This window comes from Bradyrhizobium sp. USDA 326, assembly GCF_049739485.1.
Lineage (GTDB): Bacteria > Pseudomonadota > Alphaproteobacteria > Rhizobiales > Xanthobacteraceae > Bradyrhizobium.
This window is the reverse complement of the sequence record NZ_JBMGQA010000001.1, coordinates 4,797,147-4,819,727: the sequence shown is the minus strand read 5'-3', so window position 1 is coordinate 4,819,727 and position 22,581 is coordinate 4,797,147. Positions and strand designations below refer to the sequence as shown.

The 22,581-nt window shown below is 64.0% G+C and carries 20 protein-coding genes; 12 read left to right on the top strand and 8 right to left on the bottom strand.

Features of this window, described 5'->3' with window-relative positions:
- Nucleotides 1-23 precede the first annotated feature (23 nt).
- The 3 genes from ABIG06_RS22730 to ABIG06_RS22720 all read left to right on the top strand — a co-directional run bounded on the left by ABIG06_RS22730 (nt 24) and on the right by ABIG06_RS22720 (nt 3,802).
- Nucleotides 24-1,217, top strand: coding sequence for a M20/M25/M40 family metallo-hydrolase (locus tag ABIG06_RS22730; RefSeq protein WP_370138700.1), 1,194 nt, complete (start codon nt 24-26; stop codon nt 1,215-1,217).
- Nucleotides 1,218-1,291: 74 nt separating this feature from the next.
- Complete coding sequence (locus ABIG06_RS22725; protein ID WP_124159594.1) at nt 1,292-2,380, top strand: mandelate racemase/muconate lactonizing enzyme family protein; 1,089 nt, start codon at nt 1,292-1,294, stop codon at nt 2,378-2,380.
- 273 nt (nt 2,381-2,653) lie between these two features.
- Nucleotides 2,654-3,802, top strand: a complete 1,149-nt coding sequence (locus tag ABIG06_RS22720) for an amidohydrolase (protein WP_124159595.1) — start codon at nt 2,654-2,656, stop codon at nt 3,800-3,802.
- 4 nt (nt 3,803-3,806) lie between these two features.
- Here the strand turns inward: ABIG06_RS22720 and ABIG06_RS22715 are convergent, their stop codons facing one another.
- Nucleotides 3,807-4,022 (bottom strand): hypothetical protein, encoded by a 216-nt coding sequence (locus ABIG06_RS22715; protein ID WP_370138699.1) that lies wholly within the window; start codon nt 4,020-4,022, stop codon nt 3,807-3,809.
- 90 nt (nt 4,023-4,112) lie between these two features.
- Here ABIG06_RS22715 and ABIG06_RS22710 point away from each other — a divergent pair, with 90 nt between their 5' ends.
- Nucleotides 4,113-4,835, top strand: a complete 723-nt coding sequence (locus ABIG06_RS22710; protein WP_124159597.1) for a DUF72 domain-containing protein — start codon at nt 4,113-4,115, stop codon at nt 4,833-4,835.
- A 34-nt stretch (nt 4,836-4,869) separates the two neighbouring features.
- On the opposite strand, the gene ABIG06_RS22705 is transcribed toward ABIG06_RS22710, so the two are convergent.
- Nucleotides 4,870-7,188 (bottom strand): heavy metal translocating P-type ATPase, encoded by a 2,319-nt coding sequence (locus ABIG06_RS22705; protein ID WP_370140890.1) that lies wholly within the window; start codon nt 7,186-7,188, stop codon nt 4,870-4,872.
- Between the two features lie 152 nt (nt 7,189-7,340).
- Nucleotides 7,341-7,610: a hypothetical protein gene (locus tag ABIG06_RS22700; RefSeq protein WP_370138698.1), complete on the bottom strand. Its 270-nt coding sequence runs from the start codon at nt 7,608-7,610 to the stop codon at nt 7,341-7,343.
- A gap of 926 nt (nt 7,611-8,536) precedes the next feature.
- Between ABIG06_RS22700 and ABIG06_RS22695 the strand changes: the two genes are divergently transcribed.
- The 5 genes from ABIG06_RS22695 (at nt 8,537) to mgtA (ending at nt 13,711) form a co-directional block, all read left to right on the top strand.
- Complete coding sequence (locus ABIG06_RS22695; protein WP_370138697.1) at nt 8,537-9,154, top strand: helix-turn-helix domain-containing protein; 618 nt, start codon at nt 8,537-8,539, stop codon at nt 9,152-9,154.
- 364 nt (nt 9,155-9,518) lie between these two features.
- Entirely contained in the window at nt 9,519-9,812 is a 294-nt protein-coding gene (locus ABIG06_RS22690) for a hypothetical protein (protein ID WP_370138696.1), read from the top strand.
- A 415-nt stretch (nt 9,813-10,227) separates the two neighbouring features.
- On the top strand, nt 10,228-10,713 hold the full coding sequence (locus tag ABIG06_RS22685; protein WP_370138695.1) for a hypothetical protein: 486 nt from the start codon (nt 10,228-10,230) through the stop codon (nt 10,711-10,713).
- A 45-nt stretch (nt 10,714-10,758) separates the two neighbouring features.
- Nucleotides 10,759-10,950, top strand: a complete 192-nt coding sequence (locus ABIG06_RS22680) for a hypothetical protein (RefSeq protein WP_370138694.1) — start codon at nt 10,759-10,761, stop codon at nt 10,948-10,950.
- 220 nt (nt 10,951-11,170) lie between these two features.
- A complete protein-coding gene (gene mgtA, locus ABIG06_RS22675) occupies nt 11,171-13,711 on the top strand; it encodes a magnesium-translocating P-type ATPase (RefSeq protein WP_370138693.1) in 2,541 nt (846 codons plus the stop codon).
- Nucleotides 13,712-14,141: 430 nt separating this feature from the next.
- On the opposite strand, the gene ABIG06_RS22670 is transcribed toward mgtA, so the two are convergent.
- On the bottom strand, nt 14,142-14,369 hold the full coding sequence (locus tag ABIG06_RS22670) for a DUF6894 family protein (RefSeq protein WP_124159606.1): 228 nt from the start codon (nt 14,367-14,369) through the stop codon (nt 14,142-14,144).
- Nucleotides 14,370-14,718: 349 nt separating this feature from the next.
- On the opposite strand from ABIG06_RS22670, the gene ABIG06_RS22665 reads away from it, so the two are divergent.
- Nucleotides 14,719-15,057 (top strand): hypothetical protein, encoded by a 339-nt coding sequence (locus tag ABIG06_RS22665; protein WP_124159607.1) that lies wholly within the window; start codon nt 14,719-14,721, stop codon nt 15,055-15,057.
- A 64-nt stretch (nt 15,058-15,121) separates the two neighbouring features.
- Here ABIG06_RS22665 and ftsH read toward each other — a convergent pair whose 3' ends face one another.
- The 4 genes from ftsH to ABIG06_RS22645 all read right to left on the bottom strand — a co-directional run bounded on the left by ftsH (nt 15,122) and on the right by ABIG06_RS22645 (nt 20,257).
- Entirely contained in the window at nt 15,122-16,966 is a 1,845-nt protein-coding gene (ftsH, locus tag ABIG06_RS22660) for an ATP-dependent zinc metalloprotease FtsH (protein ID WP_370138692.1), read from the bottom strand.
- 153 nt (nt 16,967-17,119) lie between these two features.
- Nucleotides 17,120-17,806, bottom strand: coding sequence for an ABC transporter ATP-binding protein (locus tag ABIG06_RS22655; RefSeq protein ID WP_124159609.1), 687 nt, complete (start codon nt 17,804-17,806; stop codon nt 17,120-17,122).
- Entirely contained in the window at nt 17,799-19,025 is a 1,227-nt protein-coding gene (locus ABIG06_RS22650) for an ABC transporter permease (RefSeq protein WP_370138691.1), read from the bottom strand. The genes ABIG06_RS22655 and ABIG06_RS22650 overlap by 8 nt, the downstream gene beginning before the upstream one ends.
- Nucleotides 19,022-20,257, bottom strand: a complete 1,236-nt coding sequence (locus ABIG06_RS22645; protein ID WP_370138690.1) for an efflux RND transporter periplasmic adaptor subunit — start codon at nt 20,255-20,257, stop codon at nt 19,022-19,024. The genes ABIG06_RS22650 and ABIG06_RS22645 overlap by 4 nt, the downstream gene beginning before the upstream one ends.
- 309 nt (nt 20,258-20,566) lie before the next feature.
- Here ABIG06_RS22645 and groL point away from each other — a divergent pair, with 309 nt between their 5' ends.
- Complete coding sequence (gene groL, locus ABIG06_RS22640) at nt 20,567-22,189, top strand: chaperonin GroEL (RefSeq protein ID WP_370138689.1); 1,623 nt, start codon at nt 20,567-20,569, stop codon at nt 22,187-22,189.
- Between the two features lie 80 nt (nt 22,190-22,269).
- A complete protein-coding gene (locus ABIG06_RS22635; RefSeq protein ID WP_124159613.1) occupies nt 22,270-22,488 on the top strand; it encodes a ChaB family protein in 219 nt (72 codons plus the stop codon).
- Nucleotides 22,489-22,581 lie beyond the last annotated feature (93 nt).

Here is a 22,581-nt window from a genome sequence, read left to right as displayed (position 1 = left end):
CCCGCCCGCCAAAGGAATCATCCATGCCCGTCGACACCAAGGCCGCCACCGACCGCCTCATGCGCTTCCTCACTGTGGAGGGCGTCACCGGTCAGGAGGCGGCGATCGGGCGCGAGCTCACGGCAGCACTGAAGGAGGCCGGCGTGCCGGCGAAGGCGATCCGGCTCGACGATGCCAATACCCGCATTCCCGTGCCGACCGAGACCGGCAACCTCATCGTCGACCTGCCCGGCCGCGGCGCGCTGCACAACCAGCCGCGCATCATGTTCATGACGCACATGGACACGGTGCCGCTCTGCGCCGGCGCGAAGCCGAAGAAGTCGGGACGCAAGATCGTCAACGAAGCCAGGACCGCGCTCGGCGGCGACAACCGCTGCGGCTGCGGCGTGCTGGTGACGCTGGCAGCGGAGCTCGCCAGGCAGAAGCTCGATCATCCCCCGATCACGCTGCTGTTCTGCGTGCGCGAGGAGAGCGGGCTCTATGGCGCGCGCCACGTCAAGCTGGACGAGCTCGGCTCGCCGGTGATGGCGTTCAACTATGACGGCGGCGCCGCCTCCAACGTCGTGATCGGTGCTGTCGGCGCCGACCGCTGGAGCGTCGAGATCTTCGGCCGCGCCTCGCATGCCGGCGTCGCGCCGGAGCGCGGCATCTCCTCGACCATGATCATGGCGCTCGCGCTCGCGGACGTGAAAGCCGGCGGCTGGTTCGGCAAGGTGGTGAAGGGCAAGAAGCAAGGCACCAGCAATGTCGGCCCGGTCACCGGCGGCGAGGGCCGCCCGGCGGGCGACGCCACCAACGTCGTCACCGACTACGTCCATGTGCGCGGCGAGAGCCGCAGCCATGACGGCAAGTTCTTCAAGGAGATCACCAAGGCCTACAAGGCCGCGTTCGAGAAGGCGGCCAAGAAGGTCACCAACGCGCAAGGCAAGTCCGGCAAGGTCAAGTTCAAGGCGGAGACCGACTATTATCCGTTCCGCATGAAGGACAGCCAGCCCGTGATCAAGCGCGCGGTCGAGGCCGTCTCCGCGGTCGGCGGCACGCCGAACGTCCGGACGGCCAACGGCGGGCTCGACGCCAACTGGATGGTCCGCCACGGCATTCCGACCGTGACCTTCGGTGCCGGCCAGAACGAGGCGCACACGGTCGACGAATGGATCAACCTGGACGAATACGACCGCGCCTGCGCGCTGGCGGTGCAACTCGCGACGATGCGGTGAGCTGCCTTGCGCGGTGGGCGCTTGCCGGGCCGCGCCCATCGTCCTAGCCTGCAAGAAAAAAGCAGGAAGGAACCATGGCCCGCATCGCGAATATCGAATCCGCCCTCTACCGGATCCCCCTCCCCGTCACGCTGTCGGACTCCACGCATGGCGAGATCACCGCGTTCGAGCTGATCACCTGCCGCATCCGCGATGCCGACGGCGCCGAGGGCGTCGGCTACACCTACACCGTCGGGCGCAACGGCGGGGCAACTGCGGACATCCTCAAGCGCGAGATCCCGCCACTCGTCGAGGGAAGGGAGGCCGATGACACCGAGGCGATCTGGCATCATGTCTGGTGGGGCCTGCATTATGGCGGCCGCGGCGGGCCGGCGGTGCTGGCGCTCTCCGCGCTCGACATCGCGCTGTGGGATTTGAAGGCGCGGCGCGCCAAGCTGCCGCTGTATCAGTTGCTCGGCGGCTTCGATGCGCGCGTGCCGTGCTATGCCGGCGGCATCGACCTCGATCTCTCCGTCGATGCGCTGCTCGCGCAGACCGACGGCAACCTCGCCAGGGGATTTCGCGCCATCAAGATGAAGGTCGGCCGGCCCGACCTGAAAACGGACGTCGCGAAGGTCTCCGCAATGCGGCAGCATCTCGGCGATGGCTTTCCGCTGATGGCGGATGCCAACATGAAATGGACCGTCGAGGAAGCGATCCGCGCCGCGCGTGCTTTCGTTCCTTTCGACCTCACCTGGCTCGAGGAGCCGATCATTCCCGACGACGTCGCCGGGCACGCACGCGTCCTGCAGGCCGGCGGCGTGCCGATCGCGGCGGGGGAGAATCTGCGCTCGCTGTGGGAGTTCAAGAACTACATCGCATCAGGCGCGGTGTCCTATCCCGAGCCCGACGTGACCAATTGCGGCGGCGTCAGTGCGTTCATGAAGATCGCGCGGCTGGCGGAAGCGTTCAACCTGCCCGTCACCAGCCACGGCGCGCACGACATCACCGTGCACCTGCTCGCGGCCTGCCCGAACCGCTCCTATCTGGAGGCGCATGGCTTCGGGCTCGACAAATATATCGAGCATCCGCTGGTGCTGAAGGACGGGCTTGCGCTGGCGCCTGACAGGCCAGGGCACGGCATCAGCTTCGACTGGAAGGGACTGGCGAAGCTGGCGCCTTAGAGAGATGCGACAACAAGCGAGGTGCGCCCCCTCTCCTGCTTGCGGGAGAGGGTTGGGGAGAGGGTGTCTCCGCAATAAGACTCCCAATGACGATCCAGCCCTCTCCCGGCCTCTCCCGCAAGCGGGAGAGGTGAAGTGGAGCACACGGCACGGTTGGTGCCCCAGCGATCGCCGATCTCATTGCTGCACGCGAGGCATTCCAAGACGCTTGATGCATGGCGCGGACAATCCGCTATTGTGCCGGCAACCTGCATTTCGCGAAAGACCCCGACCTTGCCTCCCGAACTGCACCAGAAACTGACCGTGTGGCGCCAGCACCTTCATGCCCACCCGGAGCTGTCGCTCCAGGAGAAGGAGACCTCCGCCTTCGTGCAGGACAGGCTCACCGAGCTCGGCATTCCCTTCGAAGCTGGCATCGGCGGGAACGGCATCGTCGCGACGTTGACGCGCGGCCACGCACGGAGCCGGGTCGGCCTGCGCGCCGACATGGATGCGCTGCCGATCACCGAGGATACCGGCCTGCCCTATGCCTCCAGGACATCAGGCGTGATGCATGCCTGTGGCCATGACGGCCACACCGCCTCGCTGCTCGGCGCCGCGGCGTTGCTCGCCGCCGACAGCAGCTGGAGCGGCACGGTCGATTTCATCTTCCAGCCGGCCGAGGAAGGCTTTGGCGGCTCGCGCGCGATGGTCGCGGCCGGGCTGTTCGATCGTTTCCCGATGGAGCGGATATTTGGCTTCCACAACTGGCCGGGCCTTGCCGCCGGCACCATTGCAGTCCACGACGGCGTCGTCATGGCCTCCGGCGGGCGTATCACAATCACCATCGAGGGTCATGCCGGCCACGCCGGGATGCCGCATCTGACGCGCGATCCGGTGGTGGCGGCCGGGCACCTGATCGTGGCGCTGCAATCGATCACCTCGCGCGGGGTCGATCCGCTCGACACCGCCGTGCTGTCGCTGTGCACGATCGACGGCGGCACCGCGCCGAACCAGATCGCCGGACGCGTCACGATCCGCGGCACGCTGCGGTACCATCGCGAGGCGGTCAAGGACACCATCCTCGACGGCATCGAGCGCACCTGCGCCGGGATTGCGACCAGCTTCGGCGTCAAGGTCACGCCGGAGATCGTCATGGGTGTGGGCGTCGTGATCAATACGCCTGATGAAGCCGGCCTCGCGCGCATCGCCGCGGAGAAGGTGCAGGCGCCGGTGCGGAGCGACCTCGCGCCCAGCATGGCCGGCGAGGACTTTGCCCACTACCTGCAGCAGCGGCCGGGCGCTTTCGTCTGGATCGGCAATGGGCCCTTGCGGGACGGCGCGGAGCTGCACGGGCCGCGTTACGATTTCAACGACGCGATCCTGCCGGTCGCGTCCGGCTGGATGGCCGAGGTCGCCAAGGCGTCGCTGGCATCAAACTAATCTATCACGAGATCTCGCGTGGCAGCTTCCAGCCCGGCCGCGGCTCGAACGCCTCCTCGATGCGCTCGACGTGATAGCCGGCGGGCAGAATCCGGCCGCCTTCCTCCTCTGCGACCGGAACGTCGGTGACGAGGCCCTCGATCAAGGCGGCTTCCCACACCTCCTTCTCGGTTGGAAAGGGATTGCCGATCTGCTTGTTGCCTTCGAACAGCGCGTACATCGGTTCCGGTCCTGCGTTGATCAAGCTCACGAGCAACGTATCGGCCGCACGGACGTTCCCTCCGGCAAATGGCAACGGATGGCACGAAACATGGCGCGCGTTCTGATCGGAACCTCCGGCTGGCACTACGCCTCCTGGCGCGGCCCGTTCTTTCCCGAGGGCGTGACGCTGAAGGAGCAGCTTCGCTACTATGCCGGACAGTTCGACACGACGGAGCTGAACGGGGTGTTCTACCGCACGCCGACGCCGGAGGCGGTGAAAGGCTGGCGCGAGCAGACAGGCCGCGATTTCGTGTTCGCCTGGAAGGCATCCAAATTCATCACGCACTGGAAGCGGCTGTCGGACCGCTCCGTCAACAGCCTCGAGCTGCTGGAGGACCGTATCTCGCGGCTCGGCGGCAAGGCCGGCCCGATCCTGTTCCAGCTGCCGCCGCAATTCGAGGCGAACGCGGACCGGCTCGCCTCCTTCTTCAAGCTGTTGTCGCGGAAGCGGCGCTACAGCTTCGAGTTTCGTCATCCGAGCTGGTACCAGCCGCGCATCCTGCGGATGCTGGCGGACGAGAACATCTCGCTGTGCCTGTCCGACCATCACGATGCGCCGGCGCCCTGGAAGCGCACGGCGGATTTCGTCTATGTGCGCGGACACGGGCCGGGCGGGCGCTATCACGGCCACTACACCAAGGCCACGCTGGCGCAATGGGCGCGACGGATCAAATCGTGGAAGCGGCAGGGTTGCGACGTCTACGTCTATTTCGACAACGACCAGAAGAGCGCAGCGCCGGCCGATGCAAAGGCGTTGAAGCACTTACTGTGATGCACATCGTTGCGCGAGCTGACGAAGCTGCCGCCTATGCGGCCACGGCCTCGTAAATGTCCTCCTCCTGAGCGGTGTGCATGCGTACCAACGTCTCGATCGCCTCGATCACGCGCTGAGCGTCTCGAACGAGATAGCGGTCGATCTTCTCCGACGGCAGATCCTCCGCGATCCGCGCGAGCAACCGCGCGAGATGCAGTATCTCCCGATGCGCACGGCTCATGGCAGAGAGCCCGTGGCGGTCGCGCAGCACTTCCGTGAGCCTCGGATAGACGCTGTCTTCATCCTCGCGCTCGTGAGCCACGACGCTGCTCTGGACCAGCCGGTTGGCTTCTCCGATCATGGCAGCGGCAGATCCGGGCATTACATCGTCCAGCGCATCGACGATCTGGCGCAGGCGGTCGAGATCCCTGAACAGGGCCTGATGATCGTGATGCAATGTCCGCCCCTGCTCTGCGCTGATGCGCGGGCCGCTCCTGACAAGGGACGGAGTGAGGGCCCGCAGCGCGTTCAGAATGACGGCGACATCGATCACCTCCTGGACGATCGCAGCGGGCACGGGATTGAGCCAGCCCACCGTGGCAGCGAGCATTGCCGCCAGGGACAATCCCATGCCGACGAGGATGCTTTGCAGGGCGATGCGCCGCGCCTGCTGCGCAATGATGATCGCTTCGCCAACCCGGTCGAGCCGGTCCGCGAGAATCACCACATCCGCCGCCTCGGACGAGGCGCTTGCACCTCGCGCGCCGAGCGCGACCCCGATGTCGGCCACGGCCAGCGCAGGCGCGTCGTTGATGCCGTCGCCAACCATGATGGTCGGATGCAGCCGCTGTTCGCTACGCACCGCCTCGACCTTGTCCGAAGGAACGCGGTCGGCCAGCACGGCATCGAGATCAAGCGCTGCTCCGATGGCCTGCGCCGCTGCGGCGCGATCGCCTGTGACCATCACCATCCGCGCTATGCCGGCATCGCGCAGCAGCCTGATCGCTCGTGGCGTGTCGGCCCGCAGTTCGTCGGCCAGCAGCGCCGCGCCAATGGGACGGCCGTCCACCGCGACAAAGACGATCAGCGCCGAGCGCCACGAGGCACGTCGAATCGCCCGCAACTCCCATGGCGACGGCCCGGCATGCGAGAGAAGCATCTCTCGCGAGCCCACCGTGACCTGGCGTCCGTCGATCAGGCCGCTCAGGCCGGAACCCATGGTCTCCTTGACATGTTCCGGCGGCTTCAGCTTCAGCCCCCGATCGACGGCCGCAGCGACCACGGCCTTCGCAAGCACATGATGCGAGGCTTGCTCGAGCGATGCGCCAAGCGCAAGGACTTCATCCGGGTCCTCCCCCGGAGCGACTTCCACAGAAAGCAACCGCGCCCCGCCCACCGTCAGGGTACCGGTCTTGTCGAACAGCACGGTGTGCGCGCGGGCCAACGCCTCCAGCGCTCCACCGCCCTTCACCAGGATGCCGCGGCGGGCCGCTTGCGCGACCCCCGCGATGAAGGCGACGGGTGCTGCCAGAATCAAGGGGCACGGCGTCGCCGCCACCAGCACGGCAAGGCTGCGGGTCAAGTCGCCGGAGATGTGCCATGCTACAAAGGCGATGACGAGTGTCACCGGCAGGAAGATCAGCGCATACCGGTCGGCCAGCCGCACGAAGGGAGCTTTCGCCGTCTGCGCCGCGGTCACCATGCGGACGATGCCGGCGTAGGTGCTCTCACCGGCCGCCGCGGTCACGATCAACTGGAAGGCCTCACCCGCATTCAGTGAACCGGAAAGAACGGCGCTACCGCGCGTCTTCTCCACCGGGATCGGTTCCCCTGTAACCGCGGACTCGTCGATTGTCGCGAACGCCGAGCCGACGACACCGTCGACCGGCACGATCTCCCCGGCCCGCACCAGAAGCTCTTCGCCGACCGACACCGCCTCGATCGGAACATCCTCGATCCGCTCGTTGGATTTGCGATGTGCCTGCCGCGGTGCACGATCAACCAGTGACCGCAGGTCACGCTCTGCCCGTGCGATCGCGATCTCTTCCAGGACGTTGCCGCCGGAATACATCAGCGCGACCACAGCCCCGGCAAGCGGCTGTTCGAGCACCAATGCCGCGCTCATCGACAGCAGCGCGATCGCGTCCACTCCGACGCGCCCCCGTAAGAGATCCCTGACGATGGAGACCGCCAGTCCCGCAATCACGGGCACCGTGCCGAGCGCCCATGCGAGGTTGGCCAGATCAGGCCGGCCTGCGGCTCGCGCGAGAATGCCTGCGGTCAGTCCCGCGATTGCAATCGCAACCAGAGCCCATCGCAAGACCCGATCAAACGACACGGCTTGGTTTCCACCGCTGGCCACACTGGACATACATGATCTCTTCCGAAACCAGCTTCGCCAGTCGCGCCGGGTCAACGCGATCGTTGCGCGATGGAGGTCGGAAGCGACGGCAGCGAGGCGATCGGAACGACGTAAAAGTTCATTTGGCGCAACTCGGCGGCCCGCCCCCTCGATTTCGCTCGCTATTGTTGAGGAGCGGAGCTCTTGGTCCCGTGCATGAACACCATCATCTCCTCCAGGGTGAGCTTGCCGTCCTTGTCGCTGTCCATGGCCTTGAATATTCGTTCGTGAGCGACCTGAAATTCCGACAAGGAGACGTTCCGGTCGCCATCTGCGTCTATCAGCGCGAAGATGATGCGAGACCCGATCGGCGGTCCCATCCTGTCACCGCCCGTCGTGCCGCGCCCCTTCATTCCCGGCCCCATCATTCCCTGGCCCATCATTCCCATCATATCTCCACCTCGCATCGTGCGCTGCCGTTCTGCGGATTGGCTTGCGGGAGAGTCCGTCTGTGGTGACGCGGGCGCCTGGTCCTGTCCTGGATGATGGGCCTCATGGTCCGCCGGCGATTGAGCCAAGGCTGTGTGGCCCGAGACGGCAATCAGTAGCGCTGCAGCAATGGTTCGGCCTCGCATGGTGCTTCCTCCGGCTTTGGGTTGTAGCGGAACAGTGTCGAACCTCGCCAAGTTCGCCTTGACCCAAGTCAACATGTGGCTGTTGGAGAGAGGTCCTGTCCTGCCTCAACGGCCATCTTTGGCGTTGCGCAGGATGATTCCGCCATCGCGAGGGACGGCTCGGACGTTCTCAGCTTTCGCTGGGCGTGAGCGCTTGTCGCGGCGTGCGCGACGGGGCTTCGTCGGACGAGTGTCGACGACGCCGCTGACCGCCCCCTTCGCTCAACATCTTGCCGCTGGCGATGTCGACAAAGTGCAACGAGCCGCACGCGGGACATCGGACGGAAACGTGCGTGTCCACGGCCCCCGACGTCGCGTCGGGAAGCCAGTGCTGCACGTTCATGCCGCTGCGGGGACATTTGAAGATGACATTGCGCTCCATGCTGCCCATATGCGCCCGCCGCTTCGGCATTGAAATTGCGGGCCAATACTTAGGCAACTGTCCTGAACGGATCTACGCGGGAGCGGCGAGGATATCGCGCGGCGCCGGCGCCCTCATTGCCAATCGAGAGCGGTCAATCGAGCGCTTCCGGCCGCGCCGACTTACGCAAACATACGTAAGGACATCGCCCTACGAATCCTCCCTAGATATCCGGACATGATCGGCTGGCGTATTTGAGCTCCATCAAAAGGAGTTTCCGATGCCGGCCACCGCCCTCAGCGTCAATCAGCCGCTTAGCCATAGAACGACCCAGGCGTCCCGCATGTCCGATCCATTCGCAGCCATGGCAGGACTGGTCGCAAGCGAGTTCTCCTACCACAAGGACGAAGAAATTTTTGGCGAAGACGAGCCGGCCGAATACGTTTACCAGGTCGTGTCGGGTTCCGTCAGGACGTACAAGCTGTTGTCGGACGGGCGGCGGCAGATCGGGTCATTCCATCTGCCCGGCGATGTCTTCGGCCTGGAGTCCGGAGCGACCCACCGTCTCGCGGCAGAAGCGATCGTCGATACGACGGTGCGTCTCGTGAAGCGCGCGGCGCTCGAAAAGGCCGCAACCACCGACGTCCAGGTTGCGCGCAAATTGTGGAACATGACGGCCGCCGAGCTCAATCATGCCGAGGATCACATGCTGCTGCTGGGCCGCAAGAACGCCATGGAGAAGGTCGCGGCGTTCCTCCTCGAAATGGATCGCCGGCTGGCGGTCGCGGGCATGCTGGCGCTCCCGATGTGCCGCCGGGATATCGGCGACTATCTCGGGCTGACGCTGGAGACGATTTCTCGCGCACTGTCCCAACTGCACAGCGGAGGCATTCTCGGCTTTTCCGGTGCCAGGCAGATCGTGCTGCGCAATCGCCAGCACCTCAGGGACATGAACGCCTGATCGCGCACTTTGAGCTGGATCAAGACATGTTGGTGACACTGATTATAGCGTTATATCGGCATCGGGAACGCTTTCTGAGGTACCGCTGCCGGAAGGAGCGAAATTCGGATTCCTAGGCATTCCGGGCGCTGCCTTCATACACAGGTGCAGAAGACCGCGAGCATGGAGCAGGCCGGAGAGCGGCTCCGCCGGAGAGTTCGATGGAACGAAAGTCGGCAACGCGGGTTTGTTGGACGAGCTCGGACCCTAGATGGAAAAACCAAGCGAACAATCGGCCTCGGCGCTCCCATGGAGCCCGGGGCCGATTTGCGTCGAAGCCATAGGATCGCCCGGGCAAAGGAGTACGCCGATCAGGAGAGCCGACATGCTTGCCGACATTCACACCGACGATCTCACCGCGGTCGTGCGCCACGCACTGGAGACGACCCGCGCGACGACTGTTTGCCCCTTCCACCGCGACGTGATCATCCGTATCGGAGATGACGCTGCCGAGAGCCACGCCTTCGAGCGCGCCAAGCGGATGGTCAGACCTGACGGCACGAATTGGGAGAAAGAAGCTCTGAGGATGGAGCTTGGCCATCAGCTCGGAGCAGCCGCGGACGGCCGCTGCCCCAAATGCGATCCGACGGCCTCGGGGCATCCAGCCCGGCGCGAGTGAACCGGATCAGGCTGATGGAACTGGTCCTTATCCTGAACAGTGCGCGCAGCCCTCTCCAGAGGCCAGAATTCCCGTGAAGCTGACAAAGCCGACCGACTCCATCATCCGTGGGGGATCGCGGACGGACGGTCCGTCGGCGGACGAAGGCGATAATGGTCAGCTTACGCCATCGGCCGAGAGGCGTCAGGTCATCGACGAGTACGCCGACAATCTGAGGAAGATCATCCGAAGACTTCTCGGAAGGCTGAACTGATCCCGCTCAGGCGCTTCGCGGCAAGACAACAATTTCGAATTGACGGTCGGCGGCTTTGGAGAGACCGCCCGCGGGCGGGGGGGAACGCGAAAGCTTGATTCAGCTCAAGCGCAGGGAACGCGAGCCTGATAGTAAAGGGCGAAATTGACAGGGAATGCTCGGATGACGCTAAAATATTGGTGTGCGGTTCTCGCGGTTTCGGTGGGTGCGGTCACGTCCGCGATTGCTCAGTCCGACTTTCCGCCGTCCGCGAGCGCGAAGCAGGAGGCGCCTCGCCTCGTCGAGGTCATGGGCATGGCGCAGGTTGAGCATCTCAAGCTGTGGTATGCGGGCAAGGCGAAGAACTGGGACCTGGCCGCGTATGAACTGCGGCAGCTGACGAACAGCCTGGCCGAAGCAGCCATCTTCTATCCGGCGGTGCCCGTCAGCAGCGTCACAACGATGAGGGAGCCGCTGCTCTCGGTCGCCGACGCGATCACAGCGGCAGATGATCGCAAGTTCGTCGCCTCCATGCGCGCGCTGACCGACGGCTGCAACGCCTGCCATACCGCAATGGGCCGCGGCTTCGTGACCATCGCCATTCCGACCGGCGGCCAACCACCTGCCAACCAGATCTTTTCGCCATCGCCGAACAGCCGGAAAAAATGATGCGCTGAAGTAGCGCAGCTCGGAACATCAGCACGAGGAGGTGACATGTCGGCAGTCAGCTTTGCGCTCAGTCGCGCCCACAGCAGGAATATCGAGCGCTATCATCGCTTGCTGAAGACGCATCTCACCGACGTCGAGCGCAACTACATCGAGTGGCGCCTGTTGCATGAGCAGGCCGCCCTCGCCGCGATCGAGCCGTCGCACGCAGACGCAGGTCGTGCTGTGTCCGTCTATTAGGAGTGCGGGGCGTGGCTGGCATGAGCTGGAGAATTGCAGCCTCGGTCGCGGGCGTCGGGTGTGCGCTGCTTTCTGCCTTCGCGGCCTTCTGGATCGGACTGGCGCTGTTGGGATATTAGGCTCGTACGCCTTGGAGCCGAGTTGAGCTGCATCAACCCAGGCGTCGAATAGCCTCTTACCCTCGTCTGGCCCAGATGTCAGTGACCGGCGAGCCCTCCCAATGATCGCGCAATCCATTCCGGCCGAGACGTTGGTTGCCGAGTTCTGGCAAGCGCCAAAGGACGAGCTCTGCCGCACACTCGGCTCAGGTCCGGGAGGCCTGACACAGACCGAAGCGAACCGAAGGCTGGCGATCTTCGGAGCAAACCACGCCGACGCCTCCCAAAGCCGGTCTGCCCTGCGCAAGCTCGGCCAACGCCTCTGGAATCCGCTGATTGCGATGCTGCTGGCGGCTGCGCTCGTATCCGGGCTGAGCGGCGACATCGGCAGTTTTGCCATCATCGCGACCGTGCTGTCCCTGTCTATCACGCTCGATATCGTTCAGGAGCATCGCGCCGAGCGGACGGCCGAAGCGTTGCGGGAATCCGTCGCCATTCAGGCCGACGTCATCAGGGACGGAAGGGACAGGACCGTTTCGGTGACGGCTCTCGTCCCCGGGGACGTCGTGAAACTCCGCATCGGCGATCTGATACCGGCTGATGGCATCGTCCTCGATGCCCAGGAACTGCATGTCAATGAAGCCCTGATGACGGGCGAGCCGTTTCCGGCCTTCAAGACGGACGCTTCCTGCTCGGCGGCATTGCCGGCGGATGCCACAAACGCCCTGTTCGCAGGGACCAGCACCGTGGGCGGAAGCGGCAAGATGCTGGTCGTGAGGACCGGAAGCCGGACGCGCTTCGGCGCGATCGCCGCGGCAATGGCCACCAACGCGCCGCCGACCGCTCTCGAAGAGGGCGTCCGAAGGCTCGGAGTGCTGATCCTTCGACTGACTCTCTTTCTCACCCTCTTTGTGCTGATGGCTCATCTCGTCGCGCAACGTCCCGCAATGGAGTCCTTCCTCTTCGCGGTCGCGCTCGCCGTCGGCCTGACACCCGAGCTGCTGCCCATGGTGATGACGGTGACACTCGCCCGTGGCGCGCTGCGCATGGCGAAGCGAAAAGTCATCGTCAAGCGACTGTCCGCCATTCACGACCTCGGCGCGATGGACACGCTTTGCGTCGACAAGACCGGCACGTTGACGGAAGCCAGGATCACGCTGGAGGCGCATATCGATCCGCAGGATCGGCCCAGCGATCGCGTGCTGAGCTTCGCGCACCTGAACAGCACATTCCAGGCTGGTGTCCGAAGCCCTCTCGACGACGCGATCCTGGCAGCGAGCCGTGATGACCCGGACGGCTGGATCCGGCTTTCGGAAGTCCCGTTCGACTTCGAGCGGAGGTGCTTGTCCGTCCTCGTCGCAAGGCAGGATGAGCACATGCTGATCGCAAAGGGAGCTCCGGAATCCATCCTGGCCCGCTGCGCCGCCCTGGAGATCGATGGCCTGGCTCATCCGCTCGACGCCGCATGGCAACGGAAGATGGCGGACATCCAGACTCGATATGCGCGCGACGGCTTCCGGCTTCTTGCCGTCGCCATCAGGTCCATTCCGGCCGGGCAACGGACGATTGCCGTCGGGGACGAGACCAATCTGACCATGCTCGGCTTCTGTGTCTTCGCCGATCCGCCGAAGCGGGATGCGGCCTCGGCGATCGAAGCGCTCACCTCGCTCGGCGTGACGATAAAAATCCTCTCGGGTGACCATGACGCCGTGGTCTCGCATGTCGCGCGAACGGTCGGTCTTCCGTCGGAGCGCGTCATGAGCGGAGCCGAGATCTCCGGCCTCACGGATGCCGCGCTCGTCGCCCGGGTCGACGACGTCGATCTCTTTGCCCGGATCGACCCCGATCAGAAGCGACGGATCATTGCGGCGCTTCGCTACCGCAATCACGTCGTCGGCTTCATGGGAGACGGCGTCAATGACGCGCCGGCGATCCACGCAGCTCATGTCGGCATATCCGTCACGGGCGCGACCGAGGTCGCCCGCGCAGCCGCCGACATGATCCTGGTGACTCCCGACCTGTCAGTGCTTGCGGCCGGCGTGCGCGAAGGCCGCAGAACCTTTGCCAACATCCTGAAATATGTCCGAATGGGAACGAGCTCGAATTTCGGCAACATGCTTTCGATGGCCCTGGCGTCGATCGTTCTGCCATTCCTGCCGTTGCTGCCGCTGCAGATCCTGCTGAACAATCTGATCTACGATCTCTCCGAAATCGGGATCCCTTTCGACGAGGTCGACCGCGAAGACGTTGCCCAGCCCGAAACGTGGAACATGGCCGGCATCCTGCGCTTCTCCATCATCATGGGAATGGCGTCCTCCCTGTTCGATGCGATCACCTTCGTCGTTCTCCTTGGGGGGTTCGAGGCGGATGCGGCACTGTTTCGAACCGGGTGGTTCCTGGAATCGATACTCACCCAGATCCTGGTCATCTTCGTCATCCGGTCTCGCCGCATGCCGTGGCGCGCGAACCGCCCTCACAGCATCTTGATCGCGACGTCTGTCGGCGCCCTTCTCGCCGGGCTGGCGCTTGCGCTCGGTCCGTGGCGCGGGCTGTTTGGCTTTACCGCGCTTTCAGGAGGAATAGTTGCGGCGATCATTGCCATCGCAGCTGCCTATCTGATCTCGGCGAACGTCGCCAAGCGCCTGGCAATCTCGGAGCGTTGACAGACGGTCGATCTGAGTTGATGCCGCGCGTGAGGCGACAACGCACCGATCGGAGCCGCATTCAGAAGCAGAGCAACCCTACCTTGGTGGCTGAAGACCCCGAGAGTTGACCCATTCGTCGAGGTGAGCCGCGACATCGGCTTGACGAACCTTCGCCTCCCGTTCGGGGCCAGGCTTCAGCCTGGCGGCCTGCTCGCGGAGTTGTTCGGCCCACGCGGAAAGGCGCTCCTTGAACGATACGGTCTGCTTGACGTGCTCCCACTTCACAGTGCTTCCCCTCCCTTGCGGTCAGCACCTGTTGGACCCGGCGCGTCAGGTGAGGCTAGAAGTCGATCGGCCTGAGGCTTTGCGCCAAATCAATGAGCCGACCGAATTCCGCGATGTGGGCGATGGACTCCGGCAGGGAGAGAAAGGCGCGCACGACATCCCTTTACCGGTGCTCAGGTCCCGTTTGATAAATCTGTTCGCGGTGAACTTCCCGGCCGCTCTCGTCGATGACGACGATCTGGAGCGCGGGATGGCCTTTCGGCTTCTCTCTGCGCATCTTGTCGGCGAGAATCTTGCTGTGTGCAATGGCGGCACCATCACTCACAAGCTCCAGTCCGGACCTATCCCGGACGGGCACGCCGTCCTTGATATCGAAATAGTAGGTGAGCATCGGCTGATTCCCGCGCCCCCACACAGCTTGACTGAAACAATCATCAGAAAAAAGAGCCGCCGAGATGCGGTGGGATGGACCTCGGCGGCGACTCGGGGACGTAACCGTGGGGTCGGGTTACGCAAATCGAATACTAACGAGCCCGCGAATCCCGGACTTGATCGGGATCAACCAGATCTGCCGCAACATCTTCTTCGCGACGTGGATCACCATTCAGGACGATCGCGGATATTCTGATTTACCACTTGCGTCCGCGTTACTATAATACCTTGCCGGCCGACCTACCAAAAACACGATCATCTTCGCCGCCTACCCTTGCGGTGGTAGTATTGGGTTACGGGAGTGCGTCATGCATCGCTACATCGCTCGGGCGAATGTCGACCATTACATCGCGCTATTGAACGGCGACGACCTCACGCCTGACCGCCGGAGCGCCATCACCAAGATGCTGATCTCCGAAGAGGACGGGCTCGGTCATGATCTGGAGCAACTCGAGTTCTTCGAGCATCGAGCCGCAGCCGGACGCAAGCGCTTGGAGGACGTCACGCATCTGCGCGACGGTTTTGCTTTCGGAACGCCAGAACGAGGACGCGCGGAGGAGTTGCTGGTCAACATCGAGAATCTTCAGACTCTCCTGGAAGATGCGTGTCATCGCCTGCGCAGGAAGATCAACGCGCGCGGCCTCTGATGGCCTCGGCAGGCTTTATGCGAGCTCTTGCAAGGCGAGCCGCGGCCGTTCATGCGTGTCACGATCACGCCGCGACCGGCTTGCTCTCCTCGCTGCGCTTGCCGAGCAGCGGCGCGAACTGCTCGGACGTCACCGTTTCGTTGGCGATCAACAATTCCACACCGGCGTCCAGGTCACCACGCCTCCGCTGGAGGATATCCCGGGCGCGGCGGTCGCCCTCCTCAATCAAATTGCGGACGGCGAGATCGATCTCGCGGCCCGTTGCCTCGGCAGCCCCGACGATCTTGTCCTGGGCCGCCCCGAGAAACGCTTGCGGCCTGGGCGCATAGGTGCGTTGCCCCACCGTCTCGTCCATGCCGTATTTGGTCACCATTTCAATGGCGACTTCGGTCGCACGCTGAAGATCGTCGGCGGCGCCGGTGGAGATCGCACCGTCGAAGATCAGACGCTCCGATGCGCGTCCCCCCATCAGCACCGCTATGCGGTTCTTGAGCTCCTCGATCGTCAGCAGGAACCTGTCCTCGGTCGGACGCTGGATGGTGTATCCCAATGCGCCGATCCCGCGCGGAATGATCGAGACCTTCTGCACCGGGTCGACGCCGGGCAGGCTGGCCGCAACGAGGGCATGGCCCATCTCATGATAGGCGACCCTGCGCCGTTCGTCCTTGCTGAGCACCCTGCTCTTCTTCTCGATGCCGGCCACGATCCGCTCGATCGCCGTGACGAAATCATCGAACGTGACCTCCTCACCGCTCCGTCTGGTCGCGGCGATCGCCGCTTCGTTGATGAGGTTTGCGAGGTCGGCGCCGGTAAATCCGGTCGTGAGTCCCGCGACCTTGTCAAGGTCGACGTCCTTGCCCATGCGGATCTTGCGGACGTGGACCTTGAGAATGGCGACGCGCCCGTTCTTGTCCGGCCGGTCAACCAGAACCTGCCGGTCGAAGCGGCCCGCGCGCAGCAGTGCGGGGTCCAGGATCTCGGGGCGATTGGTGGCCGCCAGCAGGATGACGCCGGCGCTCGGGTCGAAGCCGTCAAGCTCGGACAGGAGCTGGTTGAGGGTCTGCTCCTTCTCGTCGTAACCTCCGAACGACAGCGGCCCGCGGCTGCGTCCCAGCGCATCGAGCTCGTCGACGAAGATGATGCACGGTGCCGCCTTTCGGGCCTGCTCGAACAGATCCCGGACGCGCGCCGCGCCGACACCAACGAACATCTCAACGAATTCCGAGCCCGAGATCGAGAAGAACGGAACACCGGCCTCTCCCGCCACGGCGCGGGCGAGCAGCGTCTTTCCCGTTCCCGGTGGTCCGACCAGCAATATTCCCTTGGGTACATGCGCCCCCAATCGGCCATAGCTCTTGGGGTCCTTGAGGAATGAAACGACTTCCTGGAGCTCGAACTTCGCCTCGTCCACTCCGGCGACATCCGCGAAGGTGACCTTGATGTCCTTTTCGACATAGACCTTTGCGCGGGACTTGCCGATCGCCATCAGCCCGCCCAAGCCCTGGCCGCCTCCCATGCGGCGGCCGATCCAGAACCAGATCACGAAGAAGGCAATGACCGGAAAGATCCACGACAGCAAGCTCTGCAGCAGGCCGCCACTGGGAACGCCGGTCACACTCGTGCCTTTTGCCGCGAGCTTTTCGGCCAAAGCCATATCGACCCGCGCCGTGATGAATGCGGACTTTCCACTCGGAAGCGGTTCTTTCAATTTCCCCTGAATCATGTCCGAGCCGACGGACACCTCGGCGATCTTGTCCTGCGCCAGCAGCTGCTCGAATTGGCTGTATGGAATGGTTTCGATTGAACTGTACGTCGTGAGCCCGAACAGCAGCATGACGAGCAGCAGGCCGCCTGCCAATACAGCGGCCATGACCATGGTCTGATTCCGTGAACCTTGATCGGACTCCACTCTGCTTCTCCCATCACCGTCGGCTGCGCCGTGAATGGTAATGGAGAACGGCGACCTCTGCTTGATTCAGGTCAACACGGCGGTCCCACACGACCGGGCCGATGAGTTCGACAGGACTGACGGCACATGACGCTTGCGCAGGATTCCCACCATTCAATGCTGCGCGATCCGGCCGTCGACCACCTCGATGATGCGGTCGCAGCGGCGCGCGAGGTCGAGATTATGGGTGACGAGCAGGAAGCTGGTGCCGCTCTCCCGATTGACCCGTCGCATCAGTTCGAAGACGGCATCGGCCGACTTCGAATCGAGATTGCCGGTCGGCTCGTCCGCCAGCACGAGATCCGGATTCATCGCGAGCGCCCTGGCCACCGCCACCCGCTGCTGCTGGCCGCCCGACATGTTGTTGGCAAGATTGTTTCCGAATCTCTCCAGACCGACCTCGGCGAGGAGATGATCGGCCCGGGCCGCGATCTCCGCGCTCGGAAATCCGCGGTCCGCGAGCATCGGCATCATGATGTTTTCGCGCGCGGTGAAGGCTGAGATCAGCAAATGATGCTGAAATACAAAGCCGATGGTGTGGCCTCTGAGATGCGTGAGCTCGTTGTCGCCCAATAGGCCGGTGTCGCGTCCCTTGATGAGGAGCCGGCCGGAGGTCGGCCGATCGAGCAGACCGACGATGTTGAGCAGCGTGCTCTTGCCGGAGCCAGACGGACCCATCAAAGCCAGAAACTCGCCATGGGCGAGCTCGAGATCGATGTCGTGCAGTACCTCGACCTCCGATGGCAGGCCCACATTGTAGGTCTTGCAGACGCGCTCCAGCCTCAGGATCTCGTCAGCCACGGATCGCCACCACCGGATCGAGCTTCGCGGCGCGCACCGCCGGCGCTGTCGCAGCCAACAAGCCGGTGACCGTGGCGAGCACCGCCGTGTAGATGAAGAGGTTACGTTCGAGAATCAACGGAAAGAACTCGCTTCCATCCGCCTGACGCGCAACAGCGTGCCAATAGATCAGAGCAAGGGCGCCCATCGTCGCGCCGAACAGCGAGCCGACAAAGCCGAGCAGACCGCCCTGGAGCAGGAACACCCGCAGGATCTGACCGCGCGAGGTTCCCATTGCCCTGAGGATTCCGATCTCCTTCGAGCGCTGGATCACCGAGACGATCAGCACCGCGGCAATGCCGAAGGCCACCGACAAGCCGACGAACAGTCGGATCAAGGTGTTCGTGTAGATCTGCGCCTGGACGGCGGTGTAGAACTGCGCGTTGGTGGCGATCCAGCTATCGGCCTCGACAACCGTCGCGGCCTGGATCCGCCTGGCGATGGTTTCGGCCGCGTAGATGTCCTTGATCGTCATGTCGATGGTCGTGACGCCGCCGATCATGCCGAGCAGAGACTGTCCGGTCCGCAGCGCGATGAAGGCCACGCGCTGATTGGCCCCCTTGTTGCCGAAATCGACCAGGCCGGAGATCGTCAGCACCCGGTTGGCAGAGCTTGCCGCCTGAAGGTTCAGCTTGTCACCCACGGTGGCGCCGAGATTCTTGGCGAGCTCGGTGCCGATGATGATGTCCTCGCTGGTCAGGCGCGCGCTGCCGGCCACGATGTAGTCCGGCACCTTGACGATGTTGAAATAGGTGTCCGGCTCGATTCCGGTCAGCGTCACGGCCCGGCTGGCGTCGCCGCGGATGGCCAGCGCAGATCCGGTGATGGTGGGTGAGACTGCGGTGACTTCCGGCATCGCCAGCATCTGGGTTCTGATCTTCGGCCACTGGTCGATCGAGATCACCCGCTGGCTCGGCCGTTGCACCACCGCGTCCTCGATCTCGCCGGCGGCTTTGCGCAGGGGGCGCGCGACTTGATCGGGCGTGAGGAGCTGGATCTGGGGCTGCGACGTCAGCACGCGCTTGATGAAATTTGCCTCCATGCCCGCGAGCATCGCCGACATGAAGACAATGACGCCCACGCCGATCGAAATGCCGCCGATGATGAAAGCGGTCTGCAATCTGCCCTCACGCAGGAAGCGCACGGCAGCGATCCACTCGAATGGAAGCCAGCGATTCATGGCAGGACAGGCCGCACGCGCTGCCCGGTCACCACGCCGGAGCTTTGCGGAATCGCGACGTCACCGGCTTGCAGGCCTTCGACGATCTCGATGTTGCTGTTGCCGCGCAAGCCGAGCTTCACAGGACGCTTGACTGCGCGACCGCCCTCCACGGTCAGGACCCAGGGCTGTCCGGAGAGAACGTCATGGACCGAGCGGACGGGAAGCACCTTCGCATCGTCTTTCGCGGCAACCTCGATGTCGACCGAAACGGTCATGTCCTGGCGCAGATCGTCGGATGGTTCCACCACCGTCAGCTTGACCTGAACGGTTGCGCGGGAAATGTCGATGCCCGGATTGATGTAGGAGACCCTGGCGGCAAAATGCCGGTCCGGGTAAGCATCCGCGGAAGCCAGCGCATTCTGTCCAAGCGCGAGCTTGCCGAGATTGCGCTCGTCGATCTGCAAGACGAGCTGCAAGTCGCCTGACGGCGCCAGCACCAATAGCGCCTTTCCCGCCTGCGCCACGGTGCCGCGCTCGACGTTCCGGGTGATGAGAACGCCGTCGCGAGGGGCTACGATCGTGGCATAGCTCAAGCGGGATTCCGCCGTGTCCAGATTGGCTCGCGCCTGGTTGAGCTGCGTCTGCGCCATGACATAGTCGCTGCCGCCCGGACTTGCCGTATAGACCTGGAACTCCGCCGCACGCTTCACGGCGCGCGCGACATCGAGCGTCTTCTGCGCGTCATCCAAGGCTACCTTGGTCGCGTAGCCATTGTGTTCGAGCTGCGCCGTGCGGTTATAGGTCTGCTGGGCGTTCAGAAGCGTCGCTTGCGCTTGTGTCAGAGCCTCCTTTGCGGAGGGCAGCGTCAGCTCTTCGAGCTGCCTGATCCGGGCTTCGGCCTGGGCCACCGCCCCCTGCGCCTGGATCACGCTCGCTTTGAGTTCCCGTGCCTCCAGCGAGATCAGCGGCTGCCCCTTGGTGACCTTCTGGCCTTCATGCACCAGCACGTCCGCGACCGTGCCGGTGATCTGGCTGCCGATCTCGACGCGGTATGGTGTCTCGACATGCCCGCTCGCCACCACGGTCTCGATCAATCGCCCGCGCGCGACCTGGTCGACCACGACGGCAGGTCCGAACAGGATGCGGACGCCTTGCCAGGCACCAAGCGTGAGCAGAACAAGGATCGCGAGCACAAACCATTTGTGAGCGAGGACTCCCGACCAGGCCGACGCGGCGGAGAGCCGGGTCATGTGCTCCTGCTTTGGAACAGATAGTGTTTGCTCGACCATGACTCTGTGCTGCTGCGAATTCCGCCGAACTGAATACCGCACCGCCGCTGTTCCAGATTGCGCCAGGTCAACGCGCTTCCGGCAAAATGCGCGCTGTCTCAGAATATCGTCGCGTTTGCACCTGATCGACGGCCTGTCGAAGGCTCCGCCGCCTGGGAGCTTCGACGCTGATGTGCGCACGTTGACGAAGATCAATCCGGCCGCAGCTCACTCGTCCAAACTGGCCTGCAAAATCGCACTGGCAGCGGCAGCAAAGCAGAGGACATGGAGATGGCGCACAAGCAGGTCCTGTTTCACTCGGCGGCTCGTGAAAAAGTCTTGCGCGGCGCGTCCCTTCTCGCCGATGCCGTGCGCGTCACGCTCGGGCCGAAGTCGAAATCCGTCCTGATCCAGAAATCGTGGGGCGCACCCATCGTGTGCAACGATGGCGTCACCATTGCCAAGGAATTTGATCTCAAGGACGCGGAGGAGAACCTGGGCGCCCAGGTGCTGCGGCAGGCCGCCGAGAAGACCGGCGATGTCGTTGGCGACGGCACCAGCACGTCGACCATCCTGGCCCACGCCATCCTTTCGGACGGCGTCCGGAACGTCGTCGCCGGCGCAAGCGCGATCGACCTCAAACGCGGCCTCGATCGCGGGACACAGGCCGCCATCGCCGCCCTGCACGCCATGGCGAAGCCGGTGAAGACCAGGGCGGAAAAGGTTCAGGTCGCTACGATCTCGGCGCACAACGACATCTCCATCGGCGAGCTGGTGGCGGATGCGATCGAGAAGGTCGGCGGTGATGGCGTGATCTCGGTGGAGGAGTCCAAGACCACCGAGACCCTGCTGGACGTCGTGGAAGGCATGAAATTCGACCGCGGCTTCCTGTCGCCCTACTTCGTCACGGATGCGGACCGCATGGAAGCCGTGCTGCAGGATCCCTACGTGCTGCTTTGTGACCACAAGATCGGCGCCCTGCGCGACCTGGTTCCCCTGCTCGAGCAGGTCGCCAAGAGCGGCCGCTCGCTTCTGATCATCGCCGAGGACATCGAGGGCGAAGCGCTGGCGACGCTCATCGTCAATCAGCTTCGCGGCGTGCTCAAGGCTTGCGCGGTCAAGGCACCAGGCTTCGGCGACCGGCGCAAGGCCATGCTGGAAGATATTGCCATCCTCACCGGCGCGCAGGTGATCTCGGAGGAGATCGGGCTCAAGCTCGAGAGTGCCACCCTCCAGCAGCTCGGTCGCGCCGCACGGATGGTCGCCGACAAGGAGAATACCACTCTGATCGGGAGTGGCGGCGATCGCGCCCGTATCGACGCGCGGCTCGCGCAAATCCGCATCGAGATCGAGAAGACGACCAGCGACTACGACCGCGAGAAACTCGAAGAGCGCCTCGCCAAGCTGTCGGGCGGCGTCGCCGTCATCCGGGTGGGAGCACCGACCGAAGCCGAGATGAAGGCGAAGAAGGAGGCGCTCGACGATGCGATCAGCTCGACCAAAGCTGCGGTGGCCGAGGGCATCGTGCCGGGCGGCGGGCTTGCCCTGCTCCGTACGATCGCGGCGGTGGCCAAGGAGGAGTCCACCTGCGAGGGCGACGAACGAACGGGCGTTCAGATCCTCAAGCGCGCGCTCGAGGCTCCCGCGCGCCAGATCGCCGAGAATTCCGCAACCGATGGCGGCGTCGTCGTCGCCCGGATGCTGGCCAGCGAAGGCAATTCCGGCTTCGATGCCGCCCGGAAGGTCTATGTCGACCTCGTGGAAGCCGGCATCGTCGATCCCGTGAAGGTCGTACGGATCGCGCTCGAAAATGCGGTGTCCGTCGCAAGCGTGCTTCTTCTGACGGAGGCGACGATGACGGAGATTCCGGAGCCGAGGCGCGAGCGGCTGCCCGAGCCCGACGTGGCGATGTAGCGGTCGCAGGCCCTGCAGCGAACGCAAAAGCATCAGCCGTCGGCGCAAGGCGGGGCGAAGATTCCGTACAGGATGCAACGATGCCCTATCGCTCGAACAAGGACCTTCCCTCTGGCGTGCGGCACCATTTGCCGCCTCATGCCCTGGACATCTACCGGGAGGCGTTCAACCACGCGTTCGCCTCGCATGCCGGGGACCTACGCCAGGAAGAGATCGCTCACCGCACGGCCTGGGCTGCCGTGAAGCGCTCATACGTGAAACTTGGCGACCAATGGCTACCAAGGCGACCGGCTTCATAAGCGCCCACATGTTCTCGACTACTCTGCAATCGATAAACATCTCTGGCCCTATTTTGCTCGACACGCAGATGCGGAACCACGAGTTTCACACTG